At 62.6% G+C, this 16,970-nt stretch carries 14 protein-coding genes; 4 read left to right on the top strand and 10 right to left on the bottom strand.

What is annotated here, in order from left to right; genetic code table 11:
- Window position 1: 1 nt before the first annotated feature.
- Window positions 2-238 (bottom strand): hypothetical protein, encoded by a 237-nt coding sequence (locus ACQY6C_RS01635; RefSeq protein WP_427963934.1) that lies wholly within the window; start codon window positions 236-238, stop codon window positions 2-4.
- A gap of 58 nt (window positions 239-296) precedes the next feature.
- The gene (murA, locus tag ACQY6C_RS01640; protein ID WP_427963936.1) at window positions 297-1,580 is read right to left on the bottom strand and encodes a UDP-N-acetylglucosamine 1-carboxyvinyltransferase; all 1,284 of its coding nucleotides are present in this window, start codon (window positions 1,578-1,580) and stop codon (window positions 297-299) included.
- A 102-nt stretch (window positions 1,581-1,682) separates the two neighbouring features.
- On the opposite strand from murA, the gene galU reads away from it, so the two are divergent.
- On the top strand, window positions 1,683-2,558 hold the full coding sequence (gene galU / locus ACQY6C_RS01645) for a UTP--glucose-1-phosphate uridylyltransferase GalU (protein WP_427963938.1): 876 nt from the start codon (window positions 1,683-1,685) through the stop codon (window positions 2,556-2,558).
- Between the two features lie 62 nt (window positions 2,559-2,620).
- On the opposite strand, the gene ACQY6C_RS01650 is transcribed toward galU, so the two are convergent.
- The 7 genes from ACQY6C_RS01650 to ACQY6C_RS01680 all read right to left on the bottom strand — a co-directional run bounded on the left by ACQY6C_RS01650 (window position 2,621) and on the right by ACQY6C_RS01680 (window position 11,820).
- Window positions 2,621-4,378 (bottom strand): flotillin family protein, encoded by a 1,758-nt coding sequence (locus ACQY6C_RS01650; protein ID WP_427963940.1) that lies wholly within the window; start codon window positions 4,376-4,378, stop codon window positions 2,621-2,623.
- Window positions 4,379-4,419: 41 nt separating this feature from the next.
- Window positions 4,420-5,055: a YqiJ family protein gene (locus ACQY6C_RS01655; protein WP_427963942.1), complete on the bottom strand. Its 636-nt coding sequence runs from the start codon at window positions 5,053-5,055 to the stop codon at window positions 4,420-4,422.
- Window positions 5,056-5,294: 239 nt separating this feature from the next.
- Complete coding sequence (locus ACQY6C_RS01660) at window positions 5,295-6,845, bottom strand: acyl-CoA synthetase (RefSeq protein WP_427964003.1); 1,551 nt, start codon at window positions 6,843-6,845, stop codon at window positions 5,295-5,297.
- A 169-nt stretch (window positions 6,846-7,014) separates the two neighbouring features.
- Window positions 7,015-7,698 carry a M23 family metallopeptidase gene (locus ACQY6C_RS01665; RefSeq protein ID WP_427963944.1) on the bottom strand — a complete coding sequence of 228 codons (684 nt, stop codon included), beginning with the start codon at window positions 7,696-7,698 and terminating at the stop codon, window positions 7,015-7,017.
- 149 nt (window positions 7,699-7,847) lie between these two features.
- Window positions 7,848-8,639 (bottom strand): ferritin-like domain-containing protein, encoded by a 792-nt coding sequence (locus ACQY6C_RS01670; protein ID WP_427963946.1) that lies wholly within the window; start codon window positions 8,637-8,639, stop codon window positions 7,848-7,850.
- 14 nt (window positions 8,640-8,653) lie between these two features.
- Window positions 8,654-9,127 (bottom strand): peroxiredoxin, encoded by a 474-nt coding sequence (locus tag ACQY6C_RS01675; protein ID WP_427963948.1) that lies wholly within the window; start codon window positions 9,125-9,127, stop codon window positions 8,654-8,656.
- Window positions 9,127-11,820: a bifunctional [glutamine synthetase] adenylyltransferase/[glutamine synthetase]-adenylyl-L-tyrosine phosphorylase gene (locus ACQY6C_RS01680; protein ID WP_427963949.1), complete on the bottom strand. Its 2,694-nt coding sequence runs from the start codon at window positions 11,818-11,820 to the stop codon at window positions 9,127-9,129. Before ACQY6C_RS01680 ends, ACQY6C_RS01675 begins: the two co-directional genes overlap by 1 nt.
- 135 nt (window positions 11,821-11,955) lie before the next feature.
- Between ACQY6C_RS01680 and ACQY6C_RS01685 the strand changes: the two genes are divergently transcribed.
- From ACQY6C_RS01685 to ACQY6C_RS01695, 3 genes are all read left to right on the top strand, one after another.
- Window positions 11,956-13,635 (top strand): M28 family metallopeptidase, encoded by a 1,680-nt coding sequence (locus ACQY6C_RS01685; RefSeq protein ID WP_427963951.1) that lies wholly within the window; start codon window positions 11,956-11,958, stop codon window positions 13,633-13,635.
- 138 nt (window positions 13,636-13,773) lie between these two features.
- Window positions 13,774-14,742, top strand: a complete 969-nt coding sequence (locus tag ACQY6C_RS01690; RefSeq protein WP_427963953.1) for an agmatine deiminase family protein — start codon at window positions 13,774-13,776, stop codon at window positions 14,740-14,742.
- 55 nt (window positions 14,743-14,797) lie between these two features.
- Complete coding sequence (locus tag ACQY6C_RS01695) at window positions 14,798-14,938, top strand: hypothetical protein (protein ID WP_427963955.1); 141 nt, start codon at window positions 14,798-14,800, stop codon at window positions 14,936-14,938.
- Window positions 14,939-14,949: 11 nt separating this feature from the next.
- On the opposite strand, the gene thrS is transcribed toward ACQY6C_RS01695, so the two are convergent.
- Complete coding sequence (thrS, locus tag ACQY6C_RS01700) at window positions 14,950-16,950, bottom strand: threonine--tRNA ligase (protein ID WP_427963957.1); 2,001 nt, start codon at window positions 16,948-16,950, stop codon at window positions 14,950-14,952.
- Between the last annotated feature and the right edge of the window lie 20 nt (window positions 16,951-16,970).

The raw sequence follows: 16,970 nt of genomic DNA on the forward strand, positions 1-16,970 counted from the left end.
CTCAATAACCACCTGGCGGATCGCTGGCCGGGAAGCTCTCGTCACCTGCCTCGTCGATCCTGGTCCATTCACGCACCGGCGCGTCTCGCATTGCTGCAGGCCCGGCGTCGCGAACGTCCGTGTGGCTGCCCTGTGGCTGGCCAGCGGCAAAAGCGGCATGGCGGCGCGCACGAGCGCCCAGAAACAGGCGATAACCGGCATATCCGAGCCCGCCCAGCGCGAGCAGCTTGCGAAGCATAGACCTTTCCCTTCCCACCCCCAACGAGCGAAAATCGCGAAAGGTCCTGCGTAATCTGTCAGTCGTCGCCGACCCGCTCGATATCGGCACCAACCAGCTTGAGCTTCTCTTCCAGCCGCTCGTATCCGCGGTCGAGGTGGTATAGGCGGCGCACCGTGGTTTCGCCTTCGGCCGCGAGGCCCGCAAGCACCAGGCTGAACGACGCGCGCAGATCGGTCGCCATCACTTCCGCTCCGGTCAATTGTTCGACACCCTTGACGATGGCTGTGCGGCCTTCGGTTTCGATATCCGCGCCCATGCGGCCCAGTTCGGGCACATGCATATAGCGGTTTTCGAAGATCGTCTCCTTCAGCACGCTGGTGCCTTCGGCCTTGCACAGCAGCGCCATCAATTGTGCCTGCATGTCCGTGGCGAGGCCGGGATAGGGCGCGGTGGTGAGATTGGTCGCCTTCAGCGACCCGTCAGCGACCACCCGGATGCCCTTCTTGTCTTCCTCCACTTCGACTCCGATCGAGCGCAGGGCATGGATGGTGGCTGCCATCTCGTCTGCCTTGGCGCCTTCCAGCCGGATATTGCCGCCGGTGATCGCCGCCGCACAGGCATAGGAGCCCGCTTCGATCCGGTCCGCCATCACGCGATAGGTCGCGCCATGCAGCCGCTTCACTCCGTGCACGGTGAGATCCGAGCCGCCGATCCCTTCGATCTCCGCACCCATCGCCACCAGCAAATTGCACAGGTCCACGATTTCCGGCTCGCGCGCGGCATTGAACAAGCGGCAGGTCCCATTGGCCAGCACCGCCGCCATCAGCGCATTTTCGGTCGCGCCGACGGAAACCACAGGGAAATCGAATTCGCCGCCGGGCAAGCCGCCTTCGGGCGCAGTCGCCCTCACATAGCCTTGCGCCAGCTCGATCTCCGCACCGAAGGCTTCAAGCGCCTTGAGATGCAGGTCGATCGGCCGGTTGCCGATCGCGCAGCCACCCGGCATCGAAACCGTCGCTTCGCCCATGCGCGCCAGCATCGGGCCGAGCACCAGGATCGATGCGCGCATCTTGCGCACCAGATCATAGGGAGCAACGGTAGAGGTGATGCGCGTCGCCTCAAGGCTCATCACCCGGCCGAAATCTTCCGGCCGCGTCCCCTGGATCACGGTCGTCACGCCGAACTGGTTCATCAGGTGCTGGAAGCCGTCGATATCGGCCAGCCTCGGAAGGTTTCTCAGCGTCAGCGGCTCTTCGGTCAGCAGCGCACAGGGTATCAGCGTGAGCGCGGCATTCTTGGCCCCGGAAATCGGGATTGTCCCTTCCAGCCGGTTGCCGCCGTGAATTACAAGTTTGTCCATTCCAACCCCTTAGCGCCTCTGCGCCCGCAGGCAACTCTATCGCATGGCCGCCCCAAAACGCCCGGTTGCGCGCGCGCCGCGCCCGCTCTAACCCCTTGCCTCATGAGCACCAGCAAACCGATCAAAAAAGCCGTCTTTCCCGTGGCCGGCATGGGCACTCGCTTCCTCCCGGCGACCAAGGCGATCCCCAAGGAATTGCTGCCGATCGTCGACCGGCCGCTGATCCAATATGCGGTGGACGAAGCGCGCGAGGCCGGCATCGAGCAGATGATCTTCGTTACCGGCCGCGGCAAAACTGCGATCGTCGAACATTTCGACATCGCATTCGAACTTGAAACCACGATGAGCGAGCGGGGCAAGGACATGGGCGTGCTCGACCCGACGCGCGCCACGCCCGGCGATATCATCACCGTGCGCCAGCAGGTGCCGATGGGTCTGGGACATGCGATCTGGTGCGCGCGCGCAATCGTGGGCGACGAGCCTTTCGCGATCTTCCTGCCCGATGAGCTGATGATCGGCGAACCAGGCTGCATGAAACAGATGGTCGATGCCTATCACGAAGTCGGGGGCAACCTCATCAGCGTGCTCGAAGTGCCGCATGAGGAAGTGTCGAGCTATGGCGTGATCGATCCGGGCGAGCAGCGCGGGAACATCACGGAGGTGCGCGGGCTGGTCGAAAAACCGCCGGTCGATAAAGCACCCTCAAACAAGATCATCTCCGGTCGCTATATCCTCCAGCCAGAAGTGATGCGGACGCTCGAGAATCAGGGGAAGGGTGCGGGCGGTGAAATCCAGCTGACCGATGCCATGGCCAGGATGATCGGCACCCAGCCCTTCCATGCAGTAACCTTCGACGGACGGCGCTTCGATTGCGGCAGCAAGATCGGCTTCGTCGAAGCGACGCTCGCGCTGGCTCTGGAGCGCGAGGATATGGGCGCGGATGTGCGCGCCATGGCGGAACGGTTGCTACGCCAGTAAAGAAAAACCTCCCGAGCAGGGATGCTGCCCGGGAGGTTCGATAGTTCAGCCAGCAGAATGGCTCAGCCGGCAGGTTCTGAAAGCGCATCGGCATCACCGATGTCGGAACCGTCAATTGCCGGAATGGAGGCATTATCGCCGCCATTGGCCCGACCGTTCACCTCCGGCTGCGGTACGGCGATTGCGTCCTCCGCCGCTCCGTTCACAAGCGAACCGAGCGAGGAGCCATCCAGGCCCAGCTCTTTCATCAAGCCGTCGAGGACAGGCGCCTGGGCACGATAGGCTAACGCTGCGGATACCGCATCGGTGGCCAGATTGCCCGAACCGTTGCCGGTGGCACCTGCTCCGGCTCCAGCGCCGTTGCTCTTGCCGCCATTGGTCAAGCCATCGACCTGCACGATCTTGATCGAATCGATCGCTTCCATCGGCTTCGCGCTTTCGCGGATCACCTCCGGCAGGACCTTGAGCAGAGCGAGCTTGGTCTGCAGCGAAATCTGCTCCATCGAGAGAATATTCGCAGCTTCGTTGATCGCCTGCTGGCCTGCGGCCTCGACTTCGAAGCGAATCCGGGCAGCTTCCGCCCGCAGCTTCTCCGCCTCTGCCTCGCCTTCCGCTTCGCGGCGCACCGCTTCGGCGCGGTTGGCTGCAGCGTCACGCTCGGCCTCGGCCTCGACCTTGACCTGGATCGCATCGCGCTCCGCCTGCTTGGCGGCCTCGATCAGCTCGATCATCTTCTGGCGCTCGGCGACCTCGCCTTCGCGCGCAGTCGTGACCTGCTCTTCGGCAGCGACAGCCCTGGCACGCGCAGCATCGGCTTCGGCCTTGGCCTGGCTTTCCTCGCGGCTCTTGTTCTGCACCGCGATCTGCTGTTCCTGCCGGGCGATCTCAAGCGCTCGAACCTGGTCGATCCGCGCTTCTTCGACCAGCCGGTCGGCTTCGATCTGCTGCGCATCGACCTGCTTCTTCGCTTCGATCCGGGCGGCTTCTGCCTCCTGATTGCGCACCGCCTGTTCGCGGGCGATCTCGGCTACCTGCGCGGCACGGCGCGTTTCGACTTCGCGTTCCTGCTCGAGCTGAGCGAACTCATTGTCGCGAGCGATCTCGAAGCTTCGCTTGTCCGCCTCGAGATTCTTCGTCTCCATCTGGACGCGCGTATCCTGCTCAATGTCATTGCGCAGCTTCTTGCGCGCTTCGATCTGTTCAGTCAGCTTGGTAAGGCCTTCCGCGTCGAAAGCGTTGTTCGCATTGAAGTGCTCGATCGAAGTCTGGTCGAGACCGGTCAGAGAGACCGATTCGAGCTCCAGCCCGTTCATGGCAAGATCGTTGGACGAGACTTGCTGCACTTTCTGCACGAATTCTGCGCGCTGCTCGTGCAGCTCATTCATCGTCATGCCCGCCGCAACAGACCGCAGCGCATCGACGAACTTGCCTTCGACCAGGTCCTTGAGCGCTTCGGGCACCATGGTCCGCTGGCCCAGCGTCTGGGCCGCCATGGCAATTGCCCCTGCATCGGGACGCACGCGGACATAGAACTCGGCCTTCACGTCAATCCGCAAACGGTCGAGCGTGATCAGCGCATCGGCATTCTTGCGTTCAACCGCAAGTCGCACCGTGTTCATGTTGACCGGCATGGTTTCATGCAGGACCGGCAGCACCAGTGCGCCGCCATTCATCACCACCTTCTCACCGCCAAAGCCGGTACGAACGAAGCCAACTTCCTTCGTCGCGCGGCGATAGAGCCGTGTGATCGTGAGGCCGATAGTCACAAGCACCAGCAAGCCGGAGCCTGACCAGATCAGGATTGGGTACAATTGTTCCATTTCTTCTCCTTATTGTTTGATGGAAACCTAGGGCCAGAGCCCTATTCAGGGCCAAGCAGCGGGCTTTCGTACCGCTTCGCAAAAAAGGTCTCGCCGTCGCGCCGGACAAGGAGGACATTCTCCCCTTCCTGCAACTCCGCCGATGCTTCGTGCGGTTCAACCATCACGAAGTGAGGCTGCCCGAACATGTCGATCACCTTCGCGCGCGCCGGTGAGCCCAGACGAGCGGTGCCGATCTGGATCGTCGCGTCTCGCCCGACCAGATGGTCGAGTGGAAGCGCGGTGGTCTGATCCCTTGGCAGGATCGCGGCCACAGGCCTCACCAGTCCGCCATTGATCGGCAGGGCCAGAAGGCCCGCCACCACGGCGGCAAGTCCCATATGCAACGGATTGCCCAACATGGTCTGCGCCAGCGCCTGGATGCTCACCCCGACACCGGAGAAGACAAACAGGAACATCGCCAGCCAGATCAGGAACGGGACACGCCCAAACCCGATCAGGCTCAACAAACCATCGAGGAAACCGTCCGCACCGATCGCTTCCAGCCCGTCGCCATCGATATCGGCCTCGAGGCCCAAATCGACATCCGCGTCCGAACCGGCGATCAGATCGCCAGCACCCAGAACTTGCACGACTGCCAACATCACCATCAGCGCCAAGGCGACGGCGAAGGGCATGTTATATGTTTCAAACAGGCTCAACTATTGACTGCCACCATTGCAGTGACGCCTCCTAATCTACGTTTTGACCATGCGAGTTTATTAGCAGAACCCGCGCAAAAATAACAGGAAAATCGGACAAGTTCGCTACCGTTCTTGCCGATTCTTGCAGTCACGGCCTGGCCCTCTACATGAATGCTGGTCGGCTCTTTCTTGGGATATGCGCGACCCCGCAGCCAATCTGCAGGCTCACGATTTCAGGCCCGGGTTTTCGACTTGGCTTCGTACTCGTCGCGCAGCTCGCGCTTGTAGAGCTTGCCATTGGCTTCGCGCGGCAGGCAGGGCCGGAAATCGAACAGTTTGGGGATCTTGATGCGGGCAAGTTGCGGCGTGAGGTAATCGCGCAGCTCCTGTTCCAGGCCCGCACCCGCTTCCGCCGAGACGAGCGCCATATCGGTGGGTTGGACCACGGCGACGACCTTCTCGCCCAGGTCAGGGTCGGGCGCGCCGATCACCGCGGCATCCATCACCTTCTCATGGCTGACGAGCAGGTTCTCGATCTCCTGCGGGTAGATGTTCACGCCGCCTGAAATGATCATGTGGCTCTTGCGGTCGGTGAGAAAGAGATAGCCTTCCTCATCGACATGGCCGATGTCGCCAAGCGTCATCCATCCCGCCGGATGCATGGCTTCAGCCGTTTTTTCTGGATCGTTGTGATAGCTCGGGAGGATTGCGTTCTCGAAATAGATCAGCCCGTCTTCGCCTGCGGGCAGTTCTGCGCCGTCAGGCCCGCAGATGTGGAGCGCACCGAAGATCGCCTTGCCTACAGTACCCGGCCTTTCGAGCCATTCAGGGCTGCGGACCATGGTCATCCCGATCCCCTCGGAGCCGGCGTAATATTCGATGATGATTGGCCCCCACCATTCGATCATGGCCTGCTTGACGGCAACCGGGCAGGGTGCGGCCGCGTGGATCGCGCGCTGGTGGCTGGAAAGGTCGTATTGGCGCCGGGCACTCTCTGGCAGGCGCAGGAAACGCACGAAATGGGTCGGCACCCACTGGCTGTCAGTGACCTTGTATTTCTCGATCGCAGCCAGAGCCTGTTCGGGGTCGAACTTCTCCATCATCACGATTGTGCCACCGAGCCTGTGAATGGTCGAACACCAACCGATCGGTGCTGCATGATAGAGCGGCGCGGGCGAAAGATAGACGATCGATCCGTCGCTTGGCATGCCCGCGCCCATCACCGCCAGGCCCAGCAATGCCACTATCGCTTGCGGATCGGGATCCTCGGGCGGCTTGGGGCGAATACCCTTGGGTCGCCCGGTCGTGCCCGAACTGTAGAGCATCACCAGCCCGGCGCGCTGCCTCTCGACCGGCCGGGTCGATTGCGCGTCCAGCGCGGCAGCGAAATCCTCTTCCCCGCTGCCATCCATCACCAGCACCGGCAGATCCGGGCATTGCTCACGCACGCCCTGCATGACGTCATCGAACACGCGCGAGGTGATCAGCAGCTTCGCACCGCTGTCGGCGACGATATAGGCGATCTCCGGTGCAGTCAGCCTGGTCGAGATAGGGACCAACATGGTTCCAACGCGCTGCGAGCCCCAGATGACGGTGAAGAATTCGATCCGGTTTTCCAGCAGCACCGCGAATGCGTCATCCGCTTCGAGACCATGGGCGCGCAAGAGATGGCCGAAGCGGTTGGCCGCATCATCCATCTCACGGTAGGTCATCACCTGGCCGCTCCCTGCCATTATGACAGCGGGGTGGTCAGGCCGCGATTTCGCATGCTCGATCGGATGCAGGCTCAAGTCTCTCTCCCTCGCGGCATTGCCTACCGACTGGTTCGATTCCGAAACCTAGCCTGCTGTGGGGAGTCGACAAGAAAAAAGGCGGCGGGAAGACCCGCCGCCATAATCGGACATCCTCTCCTATGTCCGAATCCCGCTTCCAGACGGGAAAATCGTAAGAAGCCTACTCGCCCGGCGTCGCCATTGCAAACGCCTGCTGCGCTTTCGTTTCCACCATATAGGGAATCGGATTGACTGCAACACCATCCATGCGGACTTCATAATGCAAATGCGGCCCGGTCGAACGGCCGGTTGTGCCGACATAGCCGATCAGATCGCCCTTGCTGACCTTCTCGCCCGCGGCAACCGCCAGCTTCGACATATGCGCGTAGCGCGTTTCCAGATCGGCGCCATGTTCGATCTGGACATAGAGACCATAGCTTGAGAACCACTGCGCCTTACCGACAATCCCGTCGGCGGTGGCATAGACGGGAGTGCCGATAGGCGCAGCGAGATCGATACCCTTGTGCTTGCGGCGACCGCCCAGAACCGGGTGGTTGCGCATGCCGAAACCGCTGGTCAGGCGCGACCCTTCGAGCGGCATGCGCGAAGGGATGGCGACCGTGGGTTGGGAAATCGGGCCGGTCGGGCCGGCATTATCGAGAGCTTCCCAGCTTGCGAACAGCTGGTGGAAGCGCATGTCGCCGGACGTCAGCGAGCCGGACTGTGCTTCACGCACGGGCTCGGCAATATCGACAGCGGCGGAAGAAGAATTGGCAAAGGCAGGTGCGGCAGCGACGGAAACGAACCCCGCGGCAAGCGCCGCGCAAAGTTTCAGTGTGCGAAAGCAGGTTGATTTAAGCGACAATGACCCGTCCTTTTATCAGCGCGCCCCCGCGCAGTGCGATCCGTTATTCGAGCCATTTCCGGATCGCCCCCTCGACAACCCGCTGGCCGTTTTTTGGCACCCGATATTCTGGCTGCCTTTGGTATGCGGGGAGTTAACGGGGGAATTCTTTACGAAGCAATACCGTCATAAAAGTCGCGCGACAGACCGGCAGCAAGGCGCGCCGAGTCGTTGAATGGCGGCTTAACGGCGCCTCTGAAGTGCGATTCGACCAGCGATTTCCATAGGGTTTGCGGAGAATCACCCGCATTTTTGGCTAACGCGACAAAATGCCTTGTGCCGAATCCGACGTGGCGAATTTCGTCGTCAAGTATCCGGGCGAGAATTTTTGCGCCATGCTCGTCACCCTGGGCCCGGACCCGCTCCAGCGTCGAAGGCGTGACGTCAAGCCCGCGCGCCTCCAGCACCATGGGGACAATCGCCAGGCGTGCGCGCACATCGTGGCGCGTCTCATGCGCAGCCTGCCACAGCCCGCCATGCGCTGGCAGCGCGCCATAATGGCTGCCCATGCTTTCCAGCTTGCGCGCCAGCAGCGCGAAATGCATCGCTTCATCCGCGGCTACCGAGAGAAAGTCGCTTGTGAAATCGCGCCCCATTTCCTCTCCGAAGCGCCCCGCCATGTCGAGCGCGAGGTCAATCGCGACGAACTCGATATGCGCCAGGGCGTGCCACAGGGCGATTCGTCCGCGTTCGGACCCACCCTTGCCGCGCTTGGGCATCCGGTTTGGCGGCAGCAGTTCGGGCCGCTCAGGCCAGGCGGGCCGATCCGGCATGCTGACGTCAAAGCTCCAGTCCAGCTCACCCTTGCGCCAGGCGCGCGCCACGGCACGCGTCGCAAAGCATTTGGCGCGCGGATCGGCGGTAAGCAGGGCGCTGCGAATGGCGGATGCGATGGAAACCATAGGTCGAGCTGTCGTCAGAGAGCCTGTGCGGCCTTCAGGACCTCTTCTGCGTGCCCCTTGACCCTAACCTTGTTCCAGATTTGCGCTATTCTTCCATCAGAATTAACCAGATAGGTGGTACGGACCATGCCCATATAGGTGCGGCCGTAGTTCTTCTTCTCGGTCCAGATCCCCAGCGCATCGGATAATCCGCCTTCCTCTGCATCGGTGGCCAGCGGGGTCGCAAGTTCGTGCTTGGCGATGAAATTCTGGTGCTTCCTGGGCGAATCCTTGCTTACGCCCAGCAGGGCGATACCAGCCTCGTCGAACTCGCCCTTGAGCGCGGTGAAGTCCTTCGCCTCCATCGTACAGCCAGGCGTATTGTCCTTGGGATAGAAGAAGACAACCAGCTTCCCGCCCTTGAAGTCCGAGATCTTGACGTCGCCGCCATCGGGCGTCTCAAGCGCAATATCTGGCATCGCGTCGCCCACACCGTAACTCACACTCATCAATCCAGCTCCAATTCCGTGTCAAAGGTTGCGCGCCATGCGGCGGCCACTTCCTGCCGCGCCTTGCCCAGCGCAATCAAGAGCGCATCGAGCGAATCCATCCTGCACGCGCGCGCAAGCGCCTGCGCAGCAGCGGGGGTAGGCACATTGAGATCAGGCGCAAGCAGCCTGCCAGCCACCAGCAGCCGCGTCATCAAGGCATGCGCCTCGACCAGTTCGGGCGGGAGCAGGCCCTGCTCGACAAGTTGGCCCACGGCTTGCTCCAGATGCGGCGTCAGCGCGGTCCGGTCCCGCAATTGCAGGAAATGGACGAGAAACTCGAGATCGACCAGCCCGCCGCGCAGCAGTTTGACGTCAAGCGACCCGCCAGCCGGCTTGTGCTGCGCCATCTCTCCCCGCATCTTGAGCACGGCATCACGCAGTTTGCCAGGGTCGCGCTGATTGTGGAGCACTTCTGCGATGATCGCATCGAGCCGCGCGCGCGCTTCCTCCGACCCGATCAGCACGCGCGCCCTCGTCAGTGCCATATGCTCCCAGGTCCAGGCTGCCTCACGCTGATATTTGGCAAAGCTTTCGCACGTCGCCGCCAGCGGCCCCTGCGTGCCTTGCGGGCGCAGCCGTGTATCGATTTCGTATAGCGCGCCTTGCGCAGTCGGGACGGAAAGAGCTGCGCTGAGGCGCTGGGCCAGGCGGTTGTAATAATGCGAGCCGCCCAGAGGCCGCTCGCCATCGGACTCCGCGCCCGTCTCGCCGGTGAATAGATAGATGATGTCGAGGTCCGAAGCATGCGTAAGCGCCCCGCCGCCAAACCGGCCGAGGCCCAGAACCATCAGCTCACTATCGGCGATCCTGCCATGTCGCCGTGCGAACTCTTCCACGGTCGCGCGATGGGCCACCTGCAGCGCGGCCTCGGCAGTGCGCGAAAGTGCGCAGGCAATGTCGAGCGGATCGTGCACTGCCCCGATCAGCTGCAGCCCCAGCGCGAAACGCACTTCACCCGTCACAATCCGGATCCGGTCAAGCAGGCGTTCGTAATCGCTTGCTCCGTCGCCCGCTTCCATTCGCGCGGCGAGATCCCCGACGCTGCCCGGCAGATCCAGCGCGCTGCGATCGATCAGCGTATCGAACAGCTCTGGCCGCCGGCCCAGTTCCTCCGCGAGAGTCGGGGCCAAGCTGAGGATATCGACCAGCTCGTCGAGCAGCGCAGGCCGCGCTTCCAGCAGGCGGAACAGATTGATCGCAGAAGATGCGCGTTCGAGCACGCTTTCCCAACGAAGCATCGCGCGATCTGGCTCATCGGCACCTGCCAGCGCTTCGATCAGCGCGGGCAACATGGCGTCGAATGCATCGAGCGCAGCAGTCGAGCGCAATGCACGATAACGCCCGTCGCGCCAGCCCATGATCCGCTCTGACAGTCGTTCCGGGTTGGAAAAGCCGAGTTCGCCCAACCGCGTTGCAAGCGGCCCGGCAGCAGGCTCGACCGGGCTCGAATCCGCGTCATCCGCAATCAGCCTGTCATAAGAGCGCGCTACGCGATCGGTGATCTCGCGCAGCTCAGCCACCAGCGCAGCCCCGTCCGCATGCCCATCGAGCCGCGCCACACTGTCCAGTGCGTCACCGGCGGGCAGAGCATGAGTCTGCCGGTCGTTGACCATCTGCAGCCTGTGTTCGATCACCCGCAAGCGATCATAGGAATCGCCCAGCAAGACCGCTTCTTCCGTATCGATTCGGCCTGCCGCCGCCAACGCATCGAGCGCAGCGCGCGTTCCACGCACGCGCAGAGATGGATCGCGCCCGCCATGGATCAACTGATGCGTCTGGGCGAAGAACTCAATCTCGCGAATACCGCCACGGCCATGTTTGAGATTGAACCCCGGCCCCGGATCGAGCGGGCCGTCATAGTTGGATCTGATCCGCAGCGTCAGCCGCCGGATTTCCTCGATCGCCCCGTAGTCGAGACTGCTGCGCCAGACGAAAGGCCGGATTGCAGCGAGAAACGCCTCGCCCGCCGCGATATCGCCAGACGCGGCCCGCGCGCGAATGAAAGCCGCACGCTCCCACGCCAGCGCCATGCTTTCATAGTGAGTCAGCGCGGCTTCGCAGGAAATCGCGAGCGGGCTGACTTCCGAAGCCGGCCTGAGCCGCAGGTCGACACGGAAGACATAGCCTTCATGCGTGTTTTCGCTCAGCATTTTGACCACTTCGCGCGCATAGCGCTGCGCCGCTTCGCCCGGATCGTCGCGCTCGCGCCGCGGCAGCGTCTCGGGATCGTAGAGCAGGATCGGATCTATGTCGGAGGAATAGTTGAGTTCGCGCGCGCCGTGTTTGCCCAGCGCCAATGCGATCAGACCTTGCGGCTCTGCATTGTCGACCCGCCGGGTGATCGCCTCGCCTATGGCGCGGTCGAGCGCGCGGTCGGCCAGGCTGGAGAGCTCCGCCATGACCTGCGCAACGGGGAATGCCCCTGCCAGATCGCCAATTGCAAGCGCGGTTGCATAGGCTAGCCGCTCGCGCCGCAGCACGGATTCAAGCGGCCCCTCTACCTGCCCCGTTGAGCGCGCCCATTCGAGCGCCGCCTCACCTTCCCCATGTTCAAGCAAGTCGGCAAGTTCAGGCTGGCGGTCGAGCGCATTGGCAAGGAAAGGGGCCTCAGACCGTGCCCGCGCCAGTGCATTACTCCAATCGCTCGCCATGCACGTTCCCTGCCCGCGAGAACCAGCATGCGCAAGCCGCAACACCGATGCGCGTCCCAGGCGGGGCGGCTTGCCCCGCCTGGAAAGCTCTGCGATGAACCCGCCAGCAAAGCAATTTCGAGGATCCACTCAACCATGATCAGAAACGGCCTTATTGCCGCAGCCGCGCTGGCGCTTGCCGCCTGCTCGGGCACCAAGGGCGACAACGCCCTCGACATTCCCGAAGTCCAGAAGGGCGATATCTCCGAACAAACGATGAAGGAGGTGGTGAAGGAACTCGCATCCGACGCATTTGAAGGCCGGATGCCTGGCAGTGCAGGCGAGGAAAAGACGGTCGCCTATCTCACCAAACGTTTTGAGGAAGCGGGGCTCCAGCCCGGCAACAATGGCTCCTGGGTTCAGGACGTGCCGCTGGTTGAGATCACCGGCAAGGACTACGCGCCGTTGACGATCACAGGTGATGGCATCGATCTAAGCTATGAGTTCAGCACCGACTGGGTAGCTGTTACCTATCGCGAGGATGCCGCGACCAGCGTTGAAGACAGCGACATGGTCTTCGTAGGATACGGAATCAACGCGCCCGAACGTGACTGGAACGATTACGAAGGCGTAGACGTCAAGGGCAAGACGGTGGTGATCCTGGTCAATGACCCGGATTTCGCCACCGATTCGCTCGAGGGCCCGTTCAATGGCAAGGCCATGACCTATTACGGGCGCTGGACCTACAAATTCGAGGAAGCCGCGAGGCAGGGTGCTGCAGCTGCGCTGATCATCCATGATACTGCGCCCGCTTCCTACGGCTGGAACGTGGTTGAAAGCAGCTGGACCGGACCGCAGGCCTATGCCCAGCGCGGAGAGAACGCACCGCCGCTCACCATGATGAACGGCTGGGTGCAAAAGGAAATCGGCCGCGCGATCCTCAAGGCTGCGGGCAAGGATCTCGACGAGCTGACCGCTCTGGCACGGACCAAGGGTTTCAAACCCGTGTCGCTGGGCCTGAAAGCGTCGACCAGCTTCAGGAACGATGTCCGCACCTTCGCCTCGCAGAACGTGATTGGCATTTTGCCCGGGACCGATGCGCCCGATGAATATGTGATGCATACAGCCCATTGGGACCATCTCGGTCACTGCACGCCGGCGCCGGATGGCGACGACATCTGCAATGGCGCGGTCGACAATGCCACGGGGACCGCAGCACTGGTCGCCTTGGCAGAAGCGCACGCCAAGGCAGGCGCACCGCGCCGCTCGCTGGTGTTCCTGGCGGTGACGGCCGAGGAGTCGGGTCTGCTCGGCGCCGATTACTACGCGGCCAATCCCGTCTTCCCGTTGGCGCAGACCGTGGGCGGCATCAATATGGACGCAATTCTGGTTGCCGGCCCAGCCAAGGATGTAACCGTGGTCGGCCCCGGCAAGTCGCAGCTCGACAAGTTCCTTGATGCCGCTCTCAACGCCGGTGGACGGGTGGCGACACCCAATCCCAGTCCCGAGGCGGGCTATTACTACCGTTCGGACCATTTCGCTTTCGCCAAACGCGGCGTGCCGATGCTCTATGTCGACGGCGGCCAGGACCTGGTCGAAGGCGGGCGCGAAGCAGGTGAGGCGATTGAGGCCGATTACCGGAAGAACCGCTACCACGGGCCCAAGGACGAATATGACGAGAATTGGGACTGGTCTGGCGTAATGGCCGACCTGCAACTCTTCTACGGGATCGGCCGGATGATGGCGATGAGCACAAGCTGGCCCAATTGGGTCGACGGCGACGAGTTCAAGGCCACGCGCGACGAAAGCTGCGCCGCGGCCGAGGCCGGTTGTTAGGCGTAATCCCGTCGCCCCTGCGGAGGCAGGGGCCTAGCCAAGGTTGATTGTAGCAATGCCGGAGCATTTCGGGAGCGACGTTTCTGGCCACCACCCTCATCTGGATCCCCGCCTCTGCGGGGATGACGGAGAATTGCGATGACCATCCCAATGCCTCCCGAATGGGCACCGCAGGAATGGCTGTGGATCGGCTTTCCGCACCTGGCAGAGGAGTGGCCGGGCTATCTCGCCCGCGCGCAGGAACAGATTGCCGGTTTCGCCAATGCCGTGGCGGAAAGCGGGCAGGAGGTGCGCCTGCTGGTGCGCGACGATGCCAATGAAGCGCGCGCGCGTGAATTGGTTTCGAATGCGGTTCGCTTGGAACAGCGCGTCTATGGCGACATCTGGCTGCGCGACACCGGCCCGCTGATTCTCGGCGACGGTTCCGCCTTGCGCTGCCGCTTCAACGGCTGGGGCGGCAAATACGAAATGCCCGGTGACGAGAGGATCGGCGCCGAGCTTGCCCGCGACGCCGGGCTGGCGCTGGTCGAAAGCGACTGGATCCTCGAAGGCGGCGCTCTGGATGGCGATGGAACGGGCACGGTGCTGACCACTGAACAATGCCTGCTCAACCCCAATCGCAATCCTGAGCTTTCACGTGCCGATATCGAAATGCGGCTGGAACGCGATCTGGGATTTACCCGCGTGGTCTGGCTCGGCGAAGGCCTCGTCAACGACCATACCGACGGCCATGTCGACAATCTCGCGCGGTTCGTGGCGCCGGGCGAAGTCGCTCTGCCCCTCGCGACCGGAAGCGACGATCCCAATGCCGCGATCTATGCCGATGCCAGGGCGCGGCTGCTGGATGCCGGGTTGACGGTCCACGATATCCCCTCGCCGGGGCTGATCGAGCGTGACGGACTGATCGAACCGGCCAGCTATGTGAACTTCGCGATCACTACCAATCTGGTAGTGGTTCCGACCTTCGGCTCACCGCATGATGCGGATGGGGTAGCCGCCATCGCAGCGCTGTTCCCCGACCGCGAAACGATCGGCCTGCCTGGATGCGCCGTGCTGGCGGGTGGAGGCGGTTTTCACTGCGCCAGCCAGCAAATGCCGCGTCTCTGACCAGAGAGCCCGTAGATTTAACGCTTCGTTAGCAACTTCAGCGGACAATCACTGCATGTCCAAAGTTGTTACCCTTACGCGCGCGGTCCGGTTGGCGGATAAAGTCGCAGAGGCACGGCTGGAGGTGCTCCGCTTTACGCTGGTGAGCACATGCGCCGTAGCACTCATCGTCGCCGACCGCGCGCTACCTTTCTGACTTCGGACTAGTCAGCCCCGCAGATCGGGCGGGGTCGCGCCTTCCTTCAGCATCGCGATCGCCTCGTCGAGGCTCATCACCCGCTGTTGCTGTTCGCCCAGCGTGCGGACCGCAACGGTACCCTCTTCGGCTTCGCGCTTGCCGACCACCAGCAGATGCGGGACCTTCGCCAGCGAATGCTCGCGCACCTTGTAGTTGATCTTCTCATTCCTGAGATCGGTATCAACGCGAATACCCGCCGCTTCCAGCCTGGCCGCCACGTCATTGGCGTAATCATCCACGTCCGAAACGATGGGTGCAACCACTGCCTGAACCGGCGCGAGCCAGACCGGCAGACGCCCGGCGAAGTGTTCAATCAATATGCCGATGAAGCGCTCGTATGAGCCGAAAATCGCGCGATGCAGCATCACCGGGCGGTGCTTCTCGCCATCCTCGCCAATATAGCTTGCGTCGAGCCGTTCGGGCAGCACGCGGTCGCCCTGGATCGTTCCGACCTGCCAGGTCCGCCCGATCGCATCGGTCAGGTGCCATTCGAGCTTGGGCGCATAGAAGGCGCCTTCGCCCGGCAGTTCTTCCCAGCCATATTCCTCATTCGCCATGCCCGCTTCAGCAACGGCGTCGCGCAGTTCCTGCTCGGCCTTGTCCCAGTCCTCGTCCGAACCGAAACGCTGATCCGGGCGCAGCGCCAGCTTGATCGCGTAGGTGAATCCGAAGTCGCGATAGACGCTGTCGGCCAGTTCGATGAAGGCGCGCACCTCGTCGACCACCTGGCTTTCGGTGCAGAAGATATGCGCGTCGTCCTGCGTGAACTGGCGCACGCGCATCAGCCCGTGCAGCGCGCCATGCGGTTCGTTGCGGTGGCAGCAACCCATCTCGCCCAGCCGGATCGGCAGTTCGCGGTAAGAGGTGATGCCCTGCTTGAAGATCAGCACATGCGCTGGGCAGTTCATCGGCTTCAATGCCATCCAGTCGGCCTCGCCCGAGATCACCGGGCCGTCATCTTCCGTGTTCGGAACCTCATCGGGGATGACGAACATGTTCTCGCGATATTTGCCCCAATGGCCGGACTGTTCCCACTGGCGCGCGTCCATCACCTGCGGCGTCTTGACCTCCTGATAGCCTGCGCCGTCCATCTTGCGGCGCATATAGGCCTCCAGCTCGCGCCAGATCTTGTAGCCATTGGGATGCCAGAAGACGCTGCCATGCGCCTCTTCCTGCAGGTGGAACAGGTCCATCTCTCGGCCCAGCTTGCGGTGATCGCGCTTGGCCGCTTCTTCCAGCCGCGTGAGATGTGCATTGAGCTGCTTCTTGTTGAGCCAGCCGGTGCCGTAGATGCGCGTGAGCTGCGCATTGCGCTGGTCGCCGCGCCAATAGGCACCCGCCACGCGCATCAGCTTGAAAGCGTCGGGATCGAGCTTGCCGGTCGAGGGCAGATGCGGGCCGCGGCACATATCGAGCCAGTCGTCGCCTGACCAATAGACCGTCAGTTCTTCATCTTCGGGCAGTTCGCGCGCCCATTCCGCCTTGAAGCTTTCGCCTTCGGCCTCCCACTTCTCGATCAGCTGCTGGCGCGTCCATGCTTCGCGGCGCAAGGGTTTGTCGGCGCGAATAATCTCGCGCATCTTCGCCTCGATGGCGGGGAGATCGTCCATGCTGAATGGATCGCGGCTGTCGGGTGCCTTCACGTCGTAATAGAAGCCATCGTCCGTCGCCGGGCCGAAGGTGATCTGTGTCCCGGGCCACAGGGCCTGCACCGCTTCGGCCAGCACATGGGCATAGTCATGCCGGGCAAGCTCCAGCGCCTCTGCCTCGTCGCGGCTCGTCACAAGCGCCAGCTCGGCATCGCCTTCGAACGGACGGGTCAGGTCGCGCAATTCGCCATCAACGCGCGCGGCAAGCGCGGCCTTGGCGAGGCCCGGGCCGATCGCAGCGGCCACGTCAAGCGGGGTCGAGCCCGGTTCCATTTCACGCACCGAACCATCGGGCAGGCTGATCTTGAGCAATTCCGTCATCTTATCTCTTGCCAACTCTT

It is taken from the genome of Altererythrobacter sp., assembly GCF_050299635.1.
Taxonomy (GTDB): domain Bacteria; phylum Pseudomonadota; class Alphaproteobacteria; order Sphingomonadales; family Sphingomonadaceae; genus Erythrobacter.

What these genes read in the sequence shown, in the direction of transcription:
- ACQY6C_RS01655 (WP_427963942.1), bottom strand. Translation starts at nt 5,055, where the DNA reads ATGCCCTTCGCCGTCGCCTTGGCGCTGATGGTGATGTTGGCAGTCGTG.
- murA (WP_427963936.1), bottom strand. Translation starts at nt 1,580, where the DNA reads ATGGACAAACTTGTAATTCACGGCGGCAACCGGCTGGAAGGGACAATC.
- thrS (WP_427963957.1), bottom strand. Translation starts at nt 16,950, where the DNA reads ATGACGGAATTGCTCAAGATCAGCCTGCCCGATGGTTCGGTGCGTGAA.
- ACQY6C_RS01635 (WP_427963934.1), bottom strand. Translation starts at nt 238, where the DNA reads ATGCTTCGCAAGCTGCTCGCGCTGGGCGGGCTCGGATATGCCGGTTAT.
- galU (WP_427963938.1), top strand. Translation starts at nt 1,683, where the DNA reads ATGAGCACCAGCAAACCGATCAAAAAAGCCGTCTTTCCCGTGGCCGGC.
- ACQY6C_RS01680 (WP_427963949.1), bottom strand. Translation starts at nt 11,820, where the DNA reads ATGGCGAGCGATTGGAGTAATGCACTGGCGCGGGCACGGTCTGAGGCC.
- ACQY6C_RS01675 (WP_427963948.1), bottom strand. Translation starts at nt 9,127, where the DNA reads ATGAGTGTGAGTTACGGTGTGGGCGACGCGATGCCAGATATTGCGCTT.
- ACQY6C_RS01650 (WP_427963940.1), bottom strand. Translation starts at nt 4,378, where the DNA reads ATGGAACAATTGTACCCAATCCTGATCTGGTCAGGCTCCGGCTTGCTG.
- ACQY6C_RS01690 (WP_427963953.1), top strand. Translation starts at nt 13,774, where the DNA reads ATGACCATCCCAATGCCTCCCGAATGGGCACCGCAGGAATGGCTGTGG.
- ACQY6C_RS01685 (WP_427963951.1), top strand. Translation starts at nt 11,956, where the DNA reads ATGATCAGAAACGGCCTTATTGCCGCAGCCGCGCTGGCGCTTGCCGCC.
- ACQY6C_RS01670 (WP_427963946.1), bottom strand. Translation starts at nt 8,639, where the DNA reads ATGGTTTCCATCGCATCCGCCATTCGCAGCGCCCTGCTTACCGCCGAT.
- ACQY6C_RS01695 (WP_427963955.1), top strand. Translation starts at nt 14,798, where the DNA reads ATGTCCAAAGTTGTTACCCTTACGCGCGCGGTCCGGTTGGCGGATAAA.